Origin of the sequence: Micromonospora sp. C28ISP2-4 (assembly GCF_030519385.1) — a bacterium.
In the GTDB taxonomy this organism is placed as follows: domain Bacteria; phylum Actinomycetota; class Actinomycetes; order Mycobacteriales; family Micromonosporaceae; genus Micromonospora; species Micromonospora tulbaghiae.
On record NZ_JAUMKG010000005.1, the window covers coordinates 261,760 to 280,428 of the forward strand.

The 18,669-nt window shown below is 70.4% G+C and carries 18 protein-coding genes; 10 read left to right on the forward strand and 8 right to left on the reverse strand.

All coding sequences use genetic code 11. From position 1 onward, the window contains the following. Positions 1-53: 53 nt before the first annotated feature. From Q3W68_RS20030 to Q3W68_RS20045, 4 genes are all read right to left on the reverse strand, one after another. Positions 54-224, reverse strand: coding sequence for a hypothetical protein (locus Q3W68_RS20030; RefSeq protein ID WP_162959107.1), 171 nt, complete (start codon positions 222-224; stop codon positions 54-56). A gap of 612 nt (positions 225-836) precedes the next feature. Then, positions 837-1,367, reverse strand: coding sequence for a serine/threonine protein kinase (locus Q3W68_RS20035; protein ID WP_302906898.1), 531 nt, complete (start codon positions 1,365-1,367; stop codon positions 837-839). Positions 1,368-1,402: 35 nt separating this feature from the next. Then, on the reverse strand, positions 1,403-2,398 hold the full coding sequence (locus Q3W68_RS20040; RefSeq protein WP_302906899.1) for a nitroreductase: 996 nt from the start codon (positions 2,396-2,398) through the stop codon (positions 1,403-1,405). 106 nt (positions 2,399-2,504) lie between these two features. Continuing rightward, positions 2,505-3,728 carry a CdaR family transcriptional regulator gene (locus Q3W68_RS20045; RefSeq protein WP_302906900.1) on the reverse strand — a complete coding sequence of 408 codons (1,224 nt, stop codon included), beginning with the start codon at positions 3,726-3,728 and terminating at the stop codon, positions 2,505-2,507. A gap of 84 nt (positions 3,729-3,812) precedes the next feature. Here Q3W68_RS20045 and Q3W68_RS20050 point away from each other — a divergent pair, with 84 nt between their 5' ends. The 6 genes from Q3W68_RS20050 to Q3W68_RS20075 all read left to right on the forward strand — a co-directional run bounded on the left by Q3W68_RS20050 (position 3,813) and on the right by Q3W68_RS20075 (position 12,555). Continuing rightward, a complete protein-coding gene (locus Q3W68_RS20050; protein ID WP_302906901.1) occupies positions 3,813-4,904 on the forward strand; it encodes a ferredoxin reductase in 1,092 nt (363 codons plus the stop codon). Between the two features lie 14 nt (positions 4,905-4,918). Further along, positions 4,919-6,058, forward strand: a complete 1,140-nt coding sequence (locus tag Q3W68_RS20055; RefSeq protein WP_302906902.1) for an acyl-CoA desaturase — start codon at positions 4,919-4,921, stop codon at positions 6,056-6,058. A gap of 169 nt (positions 6,059-6,227) precedes the next feature. Next, positions 6,228-7,646: a glycosyltransferase gene (locus tag Q3W68_RS20060; RefSeq protein ID WP_302906903.1), complete on the forward strand. Its 1,419-nt coding sequence runs from the start codon at positions 6,228-6,230 to the stop codon at positions 7,644-7,646. 318 nt (positions 7,647-7,964) lie between these two features. After that, positions 7,965-9,158 carry an alanine--tRNA ligase-related protein gene (locus Q3W68_RS20065; protein WP_302906904.1) on the forward strand — a complete coding sequence of 398 codons (1,194 nt, stop codon included), beginning with the start codon at positions 7,965-7,967 and terminating at the stop codon, positions 9,156-9,158. Positions 9,159-9,257: 99 nt separating this feature from the next. After that, a complete protein-coding gene (locus tag Q3W68_RS20070; protein ID WP_302906905.1) occupies positions 9,258-10,718 on the forward strand; it encodes an ATP-binding protein in 1,461 nt (486 codons plus the stop codon). 16 nt (positions 10,719-10,734) lie between these two features. Further along, positions 10,735-12,555, forward strand: a complete 1,821-nt coding sequence (locus Q3W68_RS20075) for an acyl-CoA dehydrogenase (protein ID WP_302906906.1) — start codon at positions 10,735-10,737, stop codon at positions 12,553-12,555. A gap of 122 nt (positions 12,556-12,677) precedes the next feature. Here Q3W68_RS20075 and Q3W68_RS20080 read toward each other — a convergent pair whose 3' ends face one another. The 4 genes from Q3W68_RS20080 to Q3W68_RS20095 all read right to left on the reverse strand — a co-directional run bounded on the left by Q3W68_RS20080 (position 12,678) and on the right by Q3W68_RS20095 (position 17,154). Beyond that, positions 12,678-13,919 (reverse strand): hypothetical protein, encoded by a 1,242-nt coding sequence (locus Q3W68_RS20080; RefSeq protein ID WP_302906907.1) that lies wholly within the window; start codon positions 13,917-13,919, stop codon positions 12,678-12,680. Positions 13,920-14,030: 111 nt separating this feature from the next. Then, complete coding sequence (locus Q3W68_RS20085) at positions 14,031-15,230, reverse strand: DUF6236 family protein (RefSeq protein ID WP_302906908.1); 1,200 nt, start codon at positions 15,228-15,230, stop codon at positions 14,031-14,033. Positions 15,231-15,436: 206 nt separating this feature from the next. Beyond that, the gene (locus Q3W68_RS20090; RefSeq protein ID WP_302906909.1) at positions 15,437-16,030 is read right to left on the reverse strand and encodes an HD family hydrolase; all 594 of its coding nucleotides are present in this window, start codon (positions 16,028-16,030) and stop codon (positions 15,437-15,439) included. Then, positions 16,027-17,154 (reverse strand): DNA-binding transcriptional regulator, encoded by a 1,128-nt coding sequence (locus Q3W68_RS20095; RefSeq protein WP_302906910.1) that lies wholly within the window; start codon positions 17,152-17,154, stop codon positions 16,027-16,029. The genes Q3W68_RS20090 and Q3W68_RS20095 overlap by 4 nt, the downstream gene beginning before the upstream one ends. Positions 17,155-17,373: 219 nt before the next feature. Between Q3W68_RS20095 and Q3W68_RS20100 the strand changes: the two genes are divergently transcribed. The 4 genes from Q3W68_RS20100 to pyrE are packed head-to-tail and all read left to right on the forward strand — an operon-like array spanning position 17,374 to position 18,669. Beyond that, positions 17,374-17,733, forward strand: coding sequence for a hypothetical protein (locus Q3W68_RS20100; protein ID WP_302907152.1), 360 nt, complete (start codon positions 17,374-17,376; stop codon positions 17,731-17,733). Then, a complete protein-coding gene (locus Q3W68_RS20105) occupies positions 17,730-17,948 on the forward strand; it encodes a hypothetical protein (RefSeq protein WP_302906911.1) in 219 nt (72 codons plus the stop codon). Before Q3W68_RS20100 ends, Q3W68_RS20105 begins: the two co-directional genes overlap by 4 nt. Next, positions 17,945-18,118, forward strand: a complete 174-nt coding sequence (locus Q3W68_RS20110; protein ID WP_167796883.1) for a hypothetical protein — start codon at positions 17,945-17,947, stop codon at positions 18,116-18,118. The genes Q3W68_RS20105 and Q3W68_RS20110 overlap by 4 nt, the downstream gene beginning before the upstream one ends. Before the next feature lie 26 nt (positions 18,119-18,144). Then, positions 18,145-18,669 carry an orotate phosphoribosyltransferase gene (pyrE, locus tag Q3W68_RS20115; RefSeq protein WP_302906912.1) on the forward strand — a complete coding sequence of 175 codons (525 nt, stop codon included), beginning with the start codon at positions 18,145-18,147 and terminating at the stop codon, positions 18,667-18,669.

Here is an 18,669-nt window from a genome sequence, read left to right on the forward strand (position 1 = left end):
GCCTGAACGCGGCGCGTCCCGCCCGGGCCACGAGCCGGGGCGGGACGGTGCGCTCACTGCTCGTCGTCGAGCACCTCTGTGTGGCCGTCGCGGGTGACCGTGGGCGGCAGGTGCTCGTCCGGCTGGGGCGCCTCGGCGAGCGTGTGGTGCGGGTCGCCGTCGGGCGAGAACAGCACCCGATCGGTCTTGCGGGTCTTCTCCTGCTCCTCCTCCGGCTCCGTCACCGCGTTCTCCCTCCGCTCACCGGCGCCCCGGGCAGGCCGCCCCTCGTCCCACGCTAAGCGCCGGAGGGGCGCCGGGAGCGGCTTTCCGCGCGACCAACCGCGTCAGGACCGCCCTGCCGCGTACGGCCGCCGGGTCAGGCTCGCGTACGGGGCCTGGCCGCGCGTCGGCCGGGGTTGCGGCGGGGCTCGGCTGCGTCGGCGCGTGGACGCGTCCGGCCGGCCGGACGCGGATCGCCGGCCTGCTGCTGGCCGTCGGGCGGGCCGCGTCGGGCCGGGCCGCGCCGACATTGCCGTCACCCGCGGTAGTGGAGCAGCCTCCCCGGCACGACCCACCGCGCGCCCTTTGCTCTGCAGCCATCGACGCGCCGGTAACTCACCGCCACTGTCGCGTATGCGGCTGCAGAGCAAAGGGCGCGCAGCGGTATGAGTGCCGCTGCTGGCCTCTCCGACATTTTCGCTGCTCAGGAGCGTGCGGTGGAGAAACCGGCCCGATCGGCGGGGGAGAGGCCCATGACCCTGCGTGACTCGATGCCCGACAAGGGGCGGCATGACGGAAAGTCACGTTCCAGAGCCGGACAGGAGGTGCCGGAGCCCGGCCAAACAGCAGACGGATCAGGCGGTCCGCCAGTCGCGGACCAGAGCGGCCACTGTGGCGTGCCGCTCCGCCGGGTCCGGCCGGCCGGCCCGGTCGGCGACCGCACGCTCAGCGGCGGTGCCGCGCCAGCCGGACGGGCCGTCGAGCAGATGGTGCAGCGTACGACCCAGCGCGTGGACGGTGGTGCGTTCGTCGATCGTCGCGCCCCGGGTCAGCTCCTCGGGCGACAGGTAGCGACGGAAGCGGGCCAGGCCGGTTGGGTCGCTGCCACCGCCGGTGGTGGCGTGGTTCAGCACGACGCCGTCGCACCACGGGTACACCAGGGTCGGGCCGTCGGTGCCGTCGCGCACCAGCTCGGGCCGGACCACGGCCGGGTGCCGGACCGCGGCGTGCAGGCCCAGGGCGCGGGTCAGCGACTCTCTCGCCGAGGGTGTCCCGGCCCGCTTGACGAACCAGCGCCGGCCCGCCGACTCCACGCCGTAGGAGACGCACCCGGAGTCCTGGTCGCCGAAGACGACGAACGCGGCGGCCCGGTCCAGTTCCCACACGTGTCGAGGCTACGACGAAGCCGGGGCGCACCGGGTCACCGCGGCGGGACCACGACCTCGATGACGTCCGCCGGCGCGCGGCGCGGCGCCGGCGGCAGCTCCGCGTCCGGGCCCCAGCCCACGCGCACCACCAGGTACGGGTCGCCGACGCCGGCCAGCAGGTCACGCATCATCCGGCGCGGCCAGGCCAGCTCCACGGCGTCGCTGAGCGGCGCGCTTGCCAGCCCTTCGGCGGTGGCGGTGAGCAGCAGCGCCGACAGCGCCTCGCCGCCGCGCAGCCAGGCCGCCGGCTCGTCGGAGTCGCCGAACAGGATCAGGTACGCCGCGCCCCGGTCGAAGTCAGTGCCCGCGCTGAGCCCGGCCGCCCCGCCGGGGACGTAGTCGCGCAGCGGCACCCGTCGCGGGGACGGGCGCACGGCGGTGGCGGCGGGTACCCCGTCGCCACCGCCCGCCGGGCGGTGCGTCCAGTGGTGCAGCTCCTCCCGGTACGCCGGGTCGGCCAGCTCCGCGTCCGCGGCGCGGCCGGTGGACACGGCGAGCATCGGCATCTGGTCGGGCCGGACCACGTGCAGGTGCGCGCCCTCGGCCTCGACGGCGTCGCCGAGCCGGGCCAGCACCGCCTCCGGCACCGGCCGGTCCCCGTACGCGCGGCGGTCGGTGCGGCGGCGCGGGATGGCGTCGACCAGGCGGCCCGCCGGCACGTCCAGGTCGGCCGGGCCGGTGGTACGCACCCGGGCCAGCAGCGACGGGTCGGGCAGCCGCTCGACGGTGGCCGCCCAGCCGGCCGCCGCCAGCGACACGCGCGCGTGGTGCAGGGCGGCGCCGCAGCTCAGCATCAGCAGCCGTCCGTCCGGGTCGGTGTGGGCGAGCTGACGGTCCGGGTCGGCGCGCAGTTCCAGCGCGTCGGCGGTGACCCGCCAGCGCCAGGGCTGGGTGTTGAACACCGACGGGGCGTGCAGGGACTGCCGGGCGGCCGCCTCCAGCACCCGTACCCTCGGGTCCTGGTCGATGCGGGTCGATGAGCTGTTCATGGCGGCCCTCCTGGTTGCTCGTCCCCTTCCGACCCTGCCCGCCGCCGTCGCGGGCGGACAGGGCCGGAGGTCCCGGCCGCGCCGGGCCGTGCGCCCCGGCGCGGTGTCAGGCGTCGTCCGGCTCCGGGGGTACGGCGAGAGCGATGGTGAGGTCGAGGACCGTGGCGGGATCGTGCAGCCGGTCGCCGAACAGCTCCCGGAGCTTGCCCATCCGGTAGCGGACGGTCTGCGGGTGCACGAACAGTTCGGCGGCCACCTCGTCGCGGCGTCCCTGGTGCAGCAGCCACGAGCGCAGCGTCTCGGCCAGCCGGTGCGCGGTGGCGGGCGGCAGCGCGGCCAGCGGCGCGAGGGCCTGCGCGCGCAGATCGGCCAGCGCCTCCGGGTCCATGCTGAGCAGCAGCGTGGCCAGGTGACGTTCGGTGTCGACCGGCCCGGAGTCCGGCTCGCCCAGGCCGAGCGCGAGCGCCCGGGTGGCGCGCTGGTACGACGCGGCGACCCGGTGCCAGGGCCGGGCCGGGCCGAGCACCGCCCGGTGCCCGTGCAGGAGCCGGGTGAGCTGGCGGCGCCGGCCGCCGTGCATGTCCGGCACCAGCAGTACGGCCAGTTCCTCGGCCGGGTTCATGCCGGGCAGGTCCTCGCCGCTCTCCAGCGTGTACGGACTGAGCAGCGCCAGCACCGCGCGCAGGTGCCGGCGGGGCAGCAGCACCACCGTCAGCGTCTGCGGCGGTGGCCAGTCGGCGCGTTCGGCGCTGCGCCGCAGCGACTCCTCCGGCTCGCCGGCCAGCAACTGCTGGGTGAGCCGTTCCAGGCTGCGGCGGCGCATCCGGCCGGCGCTGGCCAGCTCGTCGGCGTGCCCGGCCACGCTCGCCGCGGACAGCTCGTCGATGTACGCGAACATCAGCTCGGCGAACTCGGCCACCGTCTCGGCGGCCAGCCCGCTGCGTACCGTCGTGGTGGACACCTCGCGCCAGGCGACCCGGGCGCCCACCCGGTACGCGGCCAGCAGCGCGTCCATGCTGCGCCCCGAGCGGGCCTCGCCGCTGCCGAGCGCGTACGCGGCCTCCAGCGCGGGGGCCAGGGGAGTGCTCGGGTCGAACGCCTGGGTACCCTCGATGAGCTGGAGGAACGTGCCGAGCGCGATGCGTACCGCGTTTTCGATCTTCGCCCGCATGGCGCCGGTGAGCGCGCCGGAGTAGTCAGGCACCTCGGCGGTGATCGCGGAGACGGTCCGCTCGGCGACCATCGGCAGCCCGGCGCGCAGCGTATCCGCCACCCCGGCGTCGAGGTTGAGGTGCGCGGCGCGCTGCCCCGTGCCGGCCTCCGACGTCATGTTTGTTCCCTCCGAACAAAAACCCGCGACTGTTTCACCTTTGTCGGTCAAGATGTTATGCGATCGGGCGGTCACGCTGGTCATATGACCACAACTGCCTCTCGCCGCCCTCAGAAGGTGACCTTCCGGGACAGGCTGCTGCGGCTGGCCGGAGCGGTCACCACACCGGTGCTTCCGGAGGACTATCTCGACCTGATCGCGCCGCTGCGCGCGGGCGCCCCGCTGCGCGGCAAGATCGTCGCCGTCCGCCCGGAGACCCGGGACGCGGCGACGCTGGTGATCCAGCCCGGCCGCGCCTGGCAGGGCCACCAGCCCGGGCAGTACATCCGCCTCGGCGTGGACGTCGACGGCGTACGCCAGTGGCGCGCGTACTCGCTCACCTCGGCGCCGGACGCGCCGGACGGCCGGATCTCCGTCACGGTGAAGGCCATCCCGGACGGCAAGGTCAGCAACTATCTCGTACGCCGACTGCGGCCCGGCACGATCGTGCACCTCGACCAGGCCCAGGGCGAGTTCGTGCTGCCCGCCGCGACGCCCGAGCGCGTCCTGTTCGTCACCGCCGGCAGCGGCATCACACCGGTCATGGGGATGCTGCGCTCCGGGCTGGCCGACCGGGCCGACGTGGTGCTCGTGCACTCGGCGCCCACCCGTGACGACGTCATCTTCGGTACGGAGCTGCGCGCGCTCGCCGAACGCGGCGTGCTGCGGCTGATCGAGCGGCACACCGACACCGACGGCCTGCTCGACGTCGCCGAACTGGCCGGCCTGGTGCCCGACCACCTCGACCGGGAGGCGTGGGCCTGCGGACCGATCGGCATGCTCGACGCCGTTGAGGGGTATTGGTCGTCCAGCGGCCTCGTCGAGCGGTTGCACACCGAGCGGTTCCGCCCGACGGTGATCACGCCGGGCGAGGGGGGAACCGTGACTTTCACCGGGGCGGGGGTGACCGTCGAGTCCGACGGCGCCACCACCCTCCTCGACGCGGGGGAGAACGCCGGAGTGCTGATGCCTTCCGGGTGCCGGATGGGCATCTGCTTCGGCTGCGTCGTACCGCTGCGCCAGGGCGCCGTGCGCGACCTGCGCAACGGCGACGTCACCACCGCCGTGCCGGGGGACGGCGTGCTGGTCCAGACGTGCGTGTCGGCCGCCGCCGGTACCTGCGACATCGACATCTGACAGGAGCCACCCACGTGACCGTCATCCAGAAGAAGGCCGTCAATCCGATCGCCCACCTGAGCGCCGAGGACATCGAGATCATCGGCAAGGAACTGGACGCGATCCGGGACCGGGTCATCGCCGACCGGGGGGAGCGGGACGCCCGCTACATCCGCAAGGTGGTCAAGACCCAGCGGACACTGGAGATGAGCAGCCGTGCGGTGCTGCTGTTCTCGCTGTTCCCGCCGGCCTGGGTCGTCGGCACGGCCGGGCTCACGGTCGCCAAGATCCTGGAGAACATGGAGATCGGGCACAACGTCCTGCACGGCCAGTGGGACTGGATGCGCGACCCGAAGATCCACTCCACCACCTGGGAGTGGGACCACGTCTCCCCGGCCGACCAGTGGAAGCAGTCGCACAACGAGCTGCACCACCGCTACACCAACGTGGTCGGCAAGGACAACGACCTCGGGTACGGCATCATGCGCGTCGACGAGGACCAGCCGTGGCACCCGATGCACCTCGGGCAGCCGCTGTGGAACCTGATCAACGCCATGTTCTTCGAGTACGGCATCGCCGCGTACGACATGGAGCTGGGCGACCACCTCAAGCAGCGCAGGCTCAAGGACCCCAAGTTCCGGGCCAAGGCCAAGGCCGTCGGCCGCAAGATCCGCCGCCAGGTGCTCAAGGACTACGTGGTGCACCCGCTGCTGTCCGGCCCGTCGTTCCTGTCCACGCTCGCCGCGACGTTCACCGCGAACCTGCTGCGCAACGTGTGGAGCCACTCGGTGATCATGTGTGGGCACTTCCCCAACGGCGTGGAGACGTTCGAGAAGACCTCCATCGACGGCGAGACCCGCGGCGAGTGGTACCTGCGGCAGATGCTCGGCTCGGCCAACATCAGCGGCAGCCGGCTGCTGCACATCATGACCGGCAACCTGTCGTACCAGATCGAGCACCACCTCTTCCCCGACCTGCCCAGCAACCGCTACCAGGAGATCGCGCCGCAGGTGCGGGCGCTGTTCGACAGGTACGGCCTGCACTACACCACCGGCCCGCTGCCCAAGCAGGTCGCCTCCGCCTGGTGGAAGGTCATCCGCCTGTCGCTGCCCAACCGCAACGACAGCCGGCAGCCGGTCGCCCCGGCCGCGCTGGCCTCCTCCGGCACGGCCTGACCCGCCCGTTGCGTGCACGGCCGGTGAACTTCCACCGGCCGGCACGCGACCAGCGGCTGCACAGTCGGCGTCACCGCAGCTCAGGCCGGTTTTCGCGGTCGTCGTGACGATCTCGTTCCCCCGTACACTCGCGCCCGTCCGGGCGTACTGGTGAAGGGGTGGAACGCCGATGCGGCGCGACGGCACGACGCGGCGTCGCCGGCGCGTGGTCATGCTCGTCGACAACGCGGTCGAGGGTGACTCGCGGGTGCAGAAGGCGGCCCGCTCGGCCGCCGACGCCGGCTGGGACGTCACGCTGATCGGCTGCGCCCACGTCGACGCCGAACGCCGCTGGCGGCTCGGCCAGGCCGAGGTACGCGTCCTGCCGCTCACCGCCGCTCGCGCCCTCGCGCCCCGCACTGCACCGGCCGGCGTTTCCGGTTCCGAGGGCGTCTCCGCTTCGGGCCGGGACGCCGGTTCCCCCGACGGCTCCGGTATGCGTGGCGTGTCGGGTCTGCGGGCGCGGCTGGTGGCCCGGGGCGGGCTGCCGTTGCGCGTGGCGCGGCTGGCGCGCCGGCCCGTCGAGCACGCCCAGGTCCGCTACTGGCGGGCCCGGCTGCGCGACGGGGCCTGGCGGCGGCTGGAGCCAGGACTCTGGGACTACGAACGCGTCGCCGGCCGCGTCGTCGACGACCTGCGCCCCGACCTGATCCACGCCCACGACTTCCGGATGCTCGGCGTGGCCGCCCGCGCCGTGGACCGTGCCCGCGCCGCCGGACGCGACGTGAAGCTGGTCTGGGACGCGCACGAGTGGCTGCCCGGCGCCCGGCCCCGCCGCGACAACGCCCGCTGGCTGCCCGCGCACCTCGGCTACGTCCGCGAGTACGCCGGCCACGCCGACGCGGTCGTCACCGTCTCGGACACGCTCGCCGACCTGCTGGTACGCGACCACGCCCTGCCCGACCGCCCGACCGTGGTCCTCAACGCCCCGGTCACCGCCACCCCCGATGCGGAAGCGCCCGACCTGCGGGAGCGCTGCGGCGTGGCCGCCGATACACCGCTGCTGGTCTACAGCGGGGCGATGGCCGTCCAGCGCGGCGTGGACACGGTGGTCGAGGCGCTGCCGCAGCTGCCCGGCGTACACCTGGCGCTTGTCGTCGCCGACCCGAACGCCGCCTACGTCCGCCAGGTCGTCGCCCGCGCCGCCCGGCATCAGGTGGGCGACCGGGTGCACGTGCAGCCGTACGTACCGCACCGGCAGCTCGTCGCGTTCCTCGCCACCGCCGACATCGGGCTGATCCCGCTGCACCACTGGCCCAACCACGAGATCGCGCTGATCACGAAGTTCTTCGAGTACGCGCACGCGCGGCTGCCGATCGTGGTCAGCGATGTCCGGACCATGGCCGAGACGGTCCGGGCCACCGGCCAGGGCGAGGTGTTCCGCGCCCGCGACGCCGCCGACCTGGCCCGCACCGTGCGGACGGTGCTCGCCGACCCGGCCCGCTACCGCGCCGCCTACGAGGGCGAGGGCTCCCCGCTGCAGGAGTGGACGTGGGAGGCGCAGGCCGAACGCCTGGACGCCCTCTACCGCCGCCTGCTCACCCGCTGACGCCCGACGCCCACCACCCGCGCCGGTGGAACACCACGGGTGTCTCCGGCCCGCTTTGACACCCATGGCGTTCCACCGGCGTGGGCGCCCGGGAAAGGGCTGGGCGGGACGGTGCGGATCGGGCTACCGTGGGCGGTATGCAGAACAGGCGCACTCTTACCGCCGCGGCCGCGCGAGCTTCCCGCTCGCCGGTTGCCGCCGCCTGAACCTGCCCCACACCCACGCCGGCGACCGGAAACGGTCCGCCGGCGTCGTCGTGTCGACGCCGTGAAACGCGCGGCGGGCCGTCCGGTCACCCGTATCCGGAAGGCACCCGCCATGACGCCCGACGAGATCACCCAGACATTTCTCGACCACTACCACCGGCACGGCCATCAGCATGCGCCGGAGAGTTCACTGGTGCCGCCACCCGGCGACCCGGTGCTGTTCACCACGTCCGGCATGCACCCACTCACGCCGTACCTGCTGGGGCGCCCGCACCCGGGCGGACGGCGACTGGCGAACGTGCAGCGGTGCCTGCGCACGACGGACCTGGACGAGGTCGGCGACGACACCCACCTGACCGTGTTCCAGATGCTCGGCTCGTGGTCGCTCGGCGACTACGACATCGCGACCAGCCTGCGCTGGGGCTTCGACCTGCTCACCGACGGATTCGGCATCCCGGTGAAGAGGCTGCACGCCACGGTCTTCGGCGGCGGCAACGGTGAAGGGCCGGACGACACCGCGCGGGACACCTGGACCGCGCTCGGCGTGCCGGTGGAGGCGCTGGGCGAGGACAACTGGTGGTCCAACGGCCCGACCGGCCCCTGCGGACCGGACTCCGAGATCTTCGTGTGGACCGGCGACGGCCCGCCCACCGGCACACCCAGTACAGACGAGCGTTGGGTGGAGGTGTGGAACCACGTGCAGATGCGGTACCACAGGCACCCCGACGGCCGGCTCACGCCGCTGCCGGTGTCCAGCATCGACACCGGCATGGGCCTGGAACGGCTGGAGATGGTGCTGCGCGGCGACCGGTCCGTGTTCACCGGCGACGGGCTGCGCCAGTGGGTGGACGAGGTGGGGGACCGGTGGGGCCTGCGCGGTGAGGACCTGCGGGTGGTCTCCGACCACCTGCGGTCCGCTGTGGTCGTGCTCGGTGACGGGGTACGCCCCGGCAACACCGGCCGCGGGTACGTGCTGCGGCGGCTGCTGCGCCGCGCGCTGACGGTGCTGTGGCGCGACGACCCGGCGCGCACCCTGGACGACCTGCCACCCCAGGTGTACTCGGACACGCTGCGCCGCTTCCGCCAGCTGCCCGATCCCAGCACGCGGCCGGTCGACATCGGCTCGCTGCGCGCGACGCTGGTGGACGAGGAACGCCGCTTCCGTGGGCTGCTGCGACGCGGACGGCCGCTGGTCGGCCGGGTACGGGCGCGCGGGCCGCTTACCGACCGCGACTACCACTGGCTGCACGACACCCACGGGCTCCCACGTGACCTGGTCGACGGCCTGCTCGCCGAAGCGGGCTGAGCGAGGGCTGAGCGGTGGCCGGGCGGCCGGGCCGGTGCCAGACTCGGAGGCGGACGCCACGCGAGGGAAGCGGACGCCGCCGTAAGGAGAGGGCAGCCGATGACCGAGGTACGGCCGGACGAGGAGACGGTGCCGCTGCTCGGCGCCGAGGTGCGCATCGCCGACGCGGCGGGGCTGCTCGCCGCCGCCGTCGACGGGCCGGTGGAGCTGCTCGTCGACGGCGACTTCCCGGCCCCGGTGCGGGAGGTGCGCTGCACGGTGCGCGCCGACACCGCGGACGGGCAGCCGGTGCACCGCTTCGAGGCGTACCTGCGGGTGGAGAGCACACCGGCGGGCCTGATCGCCCTCGGTCTGGCCGGGCCGGTCGGCGTGCTGCTCGCCGAGCGGCTGGCCGCGCGCGGCGGCGACGGTCCGGCCGCCGCGGTCGGCCGGATCGCGGCGGAGGCCGGACGGCGGATCTGGCCGCGACCGGTCGCCACGCTCGCCGCGCCGCCCGGCGACGAGGCCGGCCGGGAGGTGCTGCGCGCGGCCCGGGAAGCCGGGCTGCGGCCCCGCGTCGACCAGGACCACGGCACGGTACGCATCCACGCCGACGTGCCGAGCGCCGAGGTGGATCCGGCGCACCTGCGGGCGATGCTGGGCCTGCTGCTCCAGGCCGTACGCGAGCTGTCCGGCGACAGCGACGAGCCGACGGTGCTGCGCGGACGGACGTACCTCGTGGGGCGGCGACCCGCGACGGCGGCCGGGCCGCGCAGCGCGGCGGTGACCCTCGACCAGGTCGGCGGCCTGTCCGACGTGGTCGCGCGGTTCCGCGAGGTGGCGGTGTCGTTCCGGCACCCGCAGGCGATGGCCCGCTGGGGCGCGCGCCGGCCGCAGGGCATCCTGATGTACGGGCCGCCCGGCACCGGCAAGACCATGCTGGCGCGGGCGCTCGCGAACGAGGTCGGCGCGGACTTCGTGGAGATCCGCACCCCGGAGATCCTGGACAAGTACCTCGGCGGCTCGGAACGCAACATCAAGCGCATCTTCCGGGAGGCACGCCGGTACCGGCGGCCCACTGTGATGCTGTTCGACGAGTTCGACTCGATCATCAGCTACGCCGGTGCCGGCGGCGACGCGGCCAGCCAGGCGGTAAACGCGGTCGCGGGCATCTTCAAGCAGGAGATGAACACGCTGTTCGAGGAGAACCCCGACGTCATAGTCGTCGCCACCACCAACTTCCCGCAGCGCGTCGACGCGTCGCTGATCCGCTCCGGCCGCTTCGACCTGAAGATCGCCATCCCGGCGCCGGACGAGGCGGGGCGCGCGGAGATCCTCACCAAGATGGTTCGCGAACTGATCGAACGGCACGAGCGGCCCGGCTTCAAGATGTTCGCCGACGACGTCGACCCGGCCGCCCTCGCCGGCGACACGGCCGGGCTGACCGGCGCGGACCTGCGGGAGGTGCTGCGCCGGGTGCAACTCGCCAAGGCACTCCGGGAGGCGGCGGAGGGTGCGCCGCCGGCTCCGATCGGTCAGGATGACCTGCGGGAGGCCGTCGCCGGGTTGCGCCGCGGCTGACCGGAAGGAGTCCACTTTGTCCTCGTCCGATCTGCTGCTGTCCCGCCGCGACCTCGCGTTCCTGCTGCACGACTGGCTGGACGTGACCCGGCTGACCGAGCGGCCCCGCTACGCCGAGCACACCCGCGAGACGATCGACGCGGTGCTGGACCTCGCCGCCCAGGTCGCCGCCGAACGGTTCGCCCCGCACAACCGGGCCGCCGACACCGGCGAACCCACGTTCGACAGGCAACGCGTGCGGACCATCCCGCAGGTGAAGGCCGCCCTGGAGGCGTTCGCCGAGACCGGGCTGCTCGCCGCCACCATGGACGAGTCGGTCGGCGGCCTGCAACTCCCGCACGTCGTGGCCGCCGGCGCGTTCGCCTGGTTCCAGGCCGCCAACGTCGGCACCTCGGCGTACCCGATGCTCACCCTCGGCAACGCCAACCTGCTGCTCGCCCACGGCAGCGCCGAGCAGATCGACACCTGGGTCCGCCCGATGGTCGAGGGCCGGTTCTTCGGCACCATGTGCCTGTCCGAGCCGCAGGCCGGCAGCTCCCTGACCGACCTGACCACGCGGGCCGAGCCGCAGGACGACGGCACGTACCGGATCGTCGGCACCAAGATGTGGATCTCCGGCGGCGACCACGAGCTGGCCGAGAACATCGTCCACCTGGTGCTCGCCCGCATCCCCGGCGCGCCGCCCGGCGTGAAGGGCCTGTCGCTGTTCATCGTGCCCAAGGTGCTGCTCGACGACGACGGCAACCTGGGGCCGCGCAACGACGTGGTGCTGGTCGGGCTCAACCACAAGCTCGGCTACCGGGGCACCACGAACACACTGCTCAACTTCGGTGAGGGCGTGCACCGGCCGTACGGGCGAGCCGGGGCGGTCGGCTACCTGGTGGGCCAACCGCACCAGGGGCTCGCGGTGATGTTCCACATGATGAACGAGGCGCGCATCGGCATCGGGGCCGGCGCCACAGCGCTCGGCTACACCGCGTACCTGAAGTCCGTCGCGTACGCCCGGCAGCGCCCGCAGGGCCGCCCGGTCGCCGACAAGGACCCCACCACGCCGCAGGTGCCGATCGTGGCCCACCCCGACGTACGCCGGATGCTGCTGGCCCAGAAGTGCTACGTGGAGGGCGCGCTCGCGCTGGTGCTCTACTGCGGACGGCTGCTCGACGAGCAGAAGACCGCGCCCGCCGAGGCCGACCGGGAACGGGCACACCTGCTGCTGGACCTGCTCACCCCGATCACCAAGAGCTGGCCGGCCCAGTGGTGCCTGGCCGCCAACGACCTGGCCATCCAGGTGCACGGCGGGTACGGCTACACCCGCGACTACGACGTCGAGCAGCACTGGCGCGACAACCGGCTCAACGCCATCCACGAAGGCACCCACGGCATCCAGGCCCTCGATCTGCTTGGACGCAAGGTCACCATGCGCGACGGGGCAGCGCTGGAACTGCTGCTGGAGACCATCCGTGCCACCGTCAGCCGGGCCTGGAAGGCGGAGGGATTCGCCTCCGAGCTGGCCGGACAGCTCGCCGCCGCGGTGGACCGGATCGCCGTGGTGACGCGGCGGTTGTGGGCTCCGGGCGACCCGGAGCTGGCGCTGGCGAACGCCTCGGTGTACCTGGAGGCGGTCGGGCACGTGGTCATCGCGTGGATGTGGCTGGAGCAGGTGCTCGCGGTGGAGGCGCTGGGGTCGCCGGAAGGCGCCGAGGGGGAGTTCCTGGCGGGGAAGAGGCAGGCGGCGCGGTACTTCTACCGGTGGGAGTTGCCGAAGGTGGGAGCGCAGTTCGACCTGCTGGAGGGGCTGGACCGGACCACGCTGGACATGCGGGAGAGCTGGTTCTAAGGGTACGGGAGCCGACGTATGGGCAGCTCCGCTCAGTGAGCAATGACCGCGATAGACGTTCGCGCACGTCGGCCCGCTCGCTCTCGAATTGACCCACGAGCAGGTGCAGGACCGGCCACCCCCTAGCTGGCGGCCGGGTCAGCGCCTAGGAGCAATTGCCTGTTCTTCCAGGCCAACGTCAGACATGCCGCTCCGGACGGCGCCAAGGTGCGGCTCAACCGGTCGACTGTGCTTTTGTTGAACGGGATGTTCTTGATGACGCTGCCTTCGTTGTTGGCTTCGACAACCTTGGGAAAGGAGGTCGCAAATAGCTCCTCGTCAAATATCGCCGCAGTGAGAAATTCGGCTGTCAACGTCAGAGGATCAATCCCGAATCCGAAACAGTAAACGGCGAGCTTCCCATCCCGTAAGCCCGTTTCAAGGTCGCCGAAAATCCCTTCGTCGTAATTTATTCTGCGGCCGGGCATCGCGCCCGAATATTCATCTTCCCCAAGTAGTTCCTCGACAAACTCCCGCATGACGTTCCGCCAGAGATTCAAGTCGTCCTCTAGGTAACCCTGTGGCATCCGCGATGCGGGCTGGAAGACGCCGGCAGGAACCACTTGGTAGAGATCTGTGGCAATCGCAAGAGCGCTGCGACTGCGCTCGTGCAGGAAAAGGAGAGGATCACCCGTGGAGCGGCGGACGATCGTCAGTGTGGCAATGGACGGAAGAACCGCCCGACGATCCATCGCGAGGGCATCCCCCAAAAACTCATTCCGGAGGCGAAGGCGTGGCGGCGATCCGTTGTGATCGGTCCGGTCGTTATTGGACGATAGCTCATGCGCAAGAGCTTCGGCCACGTCGATCATATCGAAGTACCGGCACTCGCCAAAAGTCGCCCGGGGTGGGTCGGCGGTCAGGTCTATTCCGGTCATCCGGTAGCTGGGCTGATTGCGAAAGATATCGGGCGGGCACAGCGCGGCCATCGCCGAGCTATACGAGTCGAAACGCCTGCCCGGCACCCGGAGTGGTAGTATCCGACGGGCCGAATCTGCGATGGCCTGGTCCGTGTCGAACTCACTTGGATTCCAGCGGCACTCGATGTCGGTGAGTTTGATGGGCGTATCGATAAGCCATCGCTCTTCAGCGAGCAGGGTAGATCCGGCGACTCGGAACAAGTTTTTGTTGGCGCGGAGGTGGATCTCGGCTGCTTGCTGCGCGAGGCGCAGCCGGCTTCCGTTCATCCGTTCACGTTGTTGTACGAACTCGTCGCGGGAGCGCTTCACTCTCCGTTCGCTAGCCGCTGGCCGCAGGTTATAAAAGAAGCTTACCCCGAGCGCCGCAAGACCTACCGCCGGTCCTACAAAGGAAAGCCGGTCCACTGATAGCTCCTAGGGATGGATATGAAGGAGGCTCGATAATTTGCTTAACTACGTCTCCACACAATGGCGGATGGACGGTCGGCAAAGTCGGCCGAAACGTGGACGCCCTGTCTAACGGCGCCGCGTAACGCCGCTGTAGGTGCCGCGAAATATTTTTCTTACCTGAGTAGCTAAGTTCTTCGACGTGAGCCGATCTCGTGCGTCTAGTAGGTACCCGACCGGCGAGTTAGTTTTGGCTGATTCTCGGACGCTGTTGATCTGCCACCATGCGGCCCCAACGGCGGCCAATGCACCCACTGTCGTGGCCGTCGCTGGCGGCATCGCCCCAAGGGCGGTAGCCGCTGCTGGCGGGACGAGCGAGCCAGTCACGATGAGAGACCTGGTCGGCTCCAACTTGTGCAGGGCCAGGCCCTTTTCGAGCTTACGCAGGGGAATTTCCACCGTCTTCTCGACGTGGGCAGCAAAGGCTTCAAGCCGTCGATGTCTGACTGGAGTCGAGGCCAGGTCGGCCAATTCTTCCCTCTGGGCTACGACGTACTCGCGAAACGCGATCAGCTCTTCTGCAAGGTCCGATCGACATTGGAGAATTTTGTTTGCCGATACACTTGCGAGATTTGTGGGTCGTGCATACTGCAGGGCGAGCATCACGTAGGCATCTATGTTTGACTCAAATGCATACGCGCTGTTGACTGGCTCGGCCTTCCGGCCCATTAACAGCCCTAGCGCGGCTCCGACATCGCTGCTTGTGGTGGCTACCCTTAAATCGTCCTGGTCCGTGAGAGGCTCAAAACGGGCCGCCTTGCTAATCGAACTCGCGAGGGCTGTCATGTAGGCACCAGCGACTGCCGGATGGAGTCCTATCCAGTCCTCCGGTGGCGCGTGATGCGAGAGTTGTTCCGAGTGACGTCCCACGTGAGCCAGACCAATTTCTTGAAGGTCTTGGAGAACGTCTGATGGAAACTTCGTCACATGGATCCATCCGAGCTGCGGCTCCCTTTCCGGAGAGCCCTGAAATTGCTGTTCGCTGTTCCAATCGACGAAAGCTCGATCGATGCTGAATTTCTCAATCAGTCGATCCGCATTGTCATGCAATGCTCTTGCCAGGTCCCAACTGAGATGCGGGATTAGTCGGGCGGGGTCCTCATCGCGCAACACGCCAGCGGAGGAAAGGGTCCGTGCAGTGGCTCTGTCATGCTTGATGTAGTCGGCTGGTACGAGTCGACGTACGGATGGCCAGTACAGCGCTGCCATCTTGAGCCAATCATCATCCCGGATGTGGACGAATGGGAAGTAAAGCCCCGGTTCCTGCATCGCATCCTCAGATCGGTCGGCGGCCTTCCGGCGTTCGGAGCATAGGTGGGCTTTCTGCGCAGCGTTGTCACCAATGCGACAACGTTGGTCGGCCGCAGCATGAAGTCGGCGCATTCTTCGGCCCGCCGACCAATTCGAGGGCGCGTCGTGCACTTACTTCGGAGGTTCGGACGGTGGAGACGTGCAGCCAGAGGACGCGAAGACCGTCAATCAGCGTCTACGTCCAGTGCGAGAGGCGGGTTCAGCCAGGCCAACGGAGAGCCGGTGAGGGCGGCGTGGGCGAGACGATGTGCGGACGCTGTATTAAGTGCCGCCCGTGAGCTGTCGATCCAGCGCTGCACGTCCGTGATCCCCTGGTGCCGGTATTCGACCGCTTGGACAAGGCACTCCAACTTGTCCGCGTCGCGGGCTACCACCGCCTCCAGGGTTTCGCCGGCCTCGTACTCCGAAACGGCAGCGTTGATCACGTCGGCAACGGCGGGCGGGCAGTCGGCGACCTGGTCGGCGGTGACGGCGGTGTTAGGCGCGGCGGTGAGGTAACGCTTGGCGATGTGGGGAATGTCGGTGATCCGGGTTTCCTGAGTGTCGTGCAGGACGCACAACATTGAGACGCGAGCCGGGTCGGCGCCCTCCATGGCTGCGAGCATCATGCCGATGAGCGCCGTGCGGAACGAGTGCTCGGCGATGGACTCGGGGTGCTTCACGCCGGCGAACCACCAACCGGTACGGGCGGCCCGTTTGAGCACGCCGGCCTCGAAGATGAAGCTCATGGCTCCTGCGGCGTCCTGGTCCTCGCTCATCTGCCCGTCCCTGTACCGGTGACTCCGTCAGCACGGAGGCTGTAGAGGATAGACGTTAGTTCTTGTCGTGACTGCCTGGATAGCTGGTCGCTGTCGAGCAGCGTGGCGCAGCGGTCGGCCAGTGTTTGCCCGGTCGCGAGGTCGTCGTGGGTGAGCCCGCGCCTCGCAATGAGCAGAGCCCAGAGGTTGTGCACGTTGAGGTCGACGAACGGGTGGCCGATGGCGAGGCGCTCAACTAGGTGCCGGAGCAGTACGACTCCTCGCCAGTCGCCGAGAGCGGTGGGCATGAACGAGTCGTCGCGATGCCGGTACGGGATCTCACCGACCCAGTAGGCGGAGTAGTTGAGCGCAGCCCGCTCGCAGGCATCGTCCGGGTGGGCGCGGTCGATGAAGTCTCTCAGCGGCTCCGGGTCTCCCTGGTTCGCGAGAGAGGTCACCATCGACCGCATGTCGGGCCACAACGGTGACCAGGTGTGGAAGCGGGTGATCTGGCGGGCGGTCCGGGTGGTGCCGTCGGCGAGCCACGACGCGGACGCGCCTGTGGGATCCATGCCGGCAAGGAAGCAGGCTTGCCGGTGCAGCAGGACATCCGGGTCGCGTTCGAAGGCGGAGCGTTCAGCGAGCACGCGAAGGCGTAGGAAGAAGGCCCGCCTCTCGTCGGCGGACAGAAGCGGGGCAGTCGCGACGGGGCCGCGTCGGCGGGGTGTAGGGAGACTCTGGATGAAGGTCGGCGTCTGCCCGAGAACGCCCCAGAGGATCAAGTCGGTCAGACGGTGCGTCAGCACCGAACAGCCGAGGGGTTGCTCGGCGAGAGTAGACCGGCCCGCCTCGTCCCGGAGGAGTGCCGCAAGGATGAGGTCTGCCTCGGCGGCATCGTCGAGAGCGGCCAGCAGCTTCGTGTTCGCTCCGAGCCGTCCGAGTCGCTGGCGAATCGCAACGGCCTGACCGAATGGCACAGCGGTGAACGGTCTGCGCCCCGACTCCCAGCTCTGAACGGTCACCCGGTCCACGTCCAGATGCGCGGCGAGTTGTTCTTGGGTGAGCGGCACGGATTCCCGAATGAGCTTCAGGAGATAGCCCGTCACCTCGCCTCGATGCGGCGTGGAACTGCGGTGACCTGCCAACTGACATCCCTACGTTGACCGGTGGTCGACGTTTCGCCGGACGCGGACCGCGACGTGGCGTTCCTGGTCGGCTCACTCGTACCGCTGGTGAGTCCAGTGATCGACGCCGTGATCGTAGCGTCGCAGTTATCGAACGTTCCAGATCCGGTCCGCGATTCGCGGCCCGGTCGAGTTCCGCTGCCCTGCGGAGGAAACGGCGATGCGGGAGAGGACACCACCTTGGAGACGAGTCACCTACGACCAGTACGTGATCGCTGCTGCTTTGACGCTCGCACGTCGGCATCGCCCGGCCTGGTCGTGGCGGAAGTGGCGGTGGGTGTGCCGCTGTGGTGCGGACCTGCCGTGCCGGAGCCGCCACCGCGTACCGATCAATCGCGGTCATTGGCCGCCGCAGGAGGACCAGTGAGTGCTGCGGAACAGGCGATCCTGGCGGTGCACGTACGGGGTCTGGACGGGATGTGCGTGGGTTGCCGGCTGTGGTGGGCGCGGCTGACTCCGTACCCCTGCTGGCAGGTCGCGTGGGCGACCAGCCGGCAGGCGCGCGCGAGCGTCGCCCGCTTCCTGGGGGTGCGGGGGTGAGCACCCACGGGCCGGTGCTGCCGCTCTGGACGTGCGGTGGGTGCGGTGCGCCGTGGCCGTGCGCGACGCGGCGCCGGGAGCTGCTTGCCGAGTACGAGGGCGCGCCGGTGTCGTTGGCGGTTTACCTGGGGGCGCAGCTGGTGCGGGCGACGGCGGATCTGAGCTGGGCACCGGCCGGGGCGTTGCACCGGCGGTTCCTGGGGTGGCTGCGGTGAGCGTGCTGCGGGCCGGCGACGAGAAGTTCCACTACAGCGACGGGTCGCACCGGTGGACGGCGCCGGATCCGGAGTACGACCAGGAGGTGTGGGAGGAGCAGGTCCGCCAGCACAAGCTGGGTCACCTGCGTAACGAGCGGCCAAGGGTACGCATCCGACGGATCGTTTGATTCCAGCCAGGTGCGAGACTGAGCGGGTGACTCACCCGCTCGCGCGCCGCCTCTACGACACCTGCCATCTCACCGGCCGGTTCGCTCTCCGGTCGGGGAAGGTCAGTGACGAGTACTTCGACAAGTACCTGTTCGAGGGGAAGCCGGAGCTGCTGCGCGAGGTCGCCGAGGCGATGGTGGCCCTGCTCCCGGAATGTGACGTGCTGGCGGGGATGGAGATGGGCGGCATTCCGCTGGCCACGGTGATGTCGCAACTGACCGGGCTGCCGACGGTCTTCGTGCGGAAGCAGGCCAAGGAGTACGGCGCCGCGAAGGTGGCCGAGGGCGGGCCGGTGGACGGTCTGCGGGTCGTGGTGATCGAGGACGTCGTGACCACGGGAGGCGCGCTTCTGGCCTCGTGCGGACACCTGCGGTCCGTCGGCGCGCAGGTGGAGACGGTGGTCTGCGCCATCGACCGCGAGCAGGGCGGCCGGGAGAACCTGGCGGCCGAGGGACTGCACCTCCGCTCCGCCCTCACGCGCCGGGATCTGGAAGCCGCACTGACGGCGTGA

What these genes read in the sequence shown, in the direction of transcription:
- Q3W68_RS20085 (WP_302906908.1), bottom strand. Translation starts at nt 15,230, where the DNA reads ATGCAGGAACCGGGGCTTTACTTCCCATTCGTCCACATCCGGGATGAT.
- Q3W68_RS20045 (WP_302906900.1), bottom strand. Translation starts at nt 3,728, where the DNA reads ATGACGTCGGAGGCCGGCACGGGGCAGCGCGCCGCGCACCTCAACCTC.
- Q3W68_RS20040 (WP_302906899.1), bottom strand. Translation starts at nt 2,398, where the DNA reads ATGAACAGCTCATCGACCCGCATCGACCAGGACCCGAGGGTACGGGTG.
- Q3W68_RS20090 (WP_302906909.1), bottom strand. Translation starts at nt 16,030, where the DNA reads ATGAGCGAGGACCAGGACGCCGCAGGAGCCATGAGCTTCATCTTCGAG.
- Q3W68_RS20065 (WP_302906904.1), top strand. Translation starts at nt 7,965, where the DNA reads ATGACGCCCGACGAGATCACCCAGACATTTCTCGACCACTACCACCGG.
- Q3W68_RS20050 (WP_302906901.1), top strand. Translation starts at nt 3,813, where the DNA reads ATGACCACAACTGCCTCTCGCCGCCCTCAGAAGGTGACCTTCCGGGAC.
- Q3W68_RS20070 (WP_302906905.1), top strand. Translation starts at nt 9,258, where the DNA reads ATGACCGAGGTACGGCCGGACGAGGAGACGGTGCCGCTGCTCGGCGCC.
- Q3W68_RS20060 (WP_302906903.1), top strand. Translation starts at nt 6,228, where the DNA reads ATGCGGCGCGACGGCACGACGCGGCGTCGCCGGCGCGTGGTCATGCTC.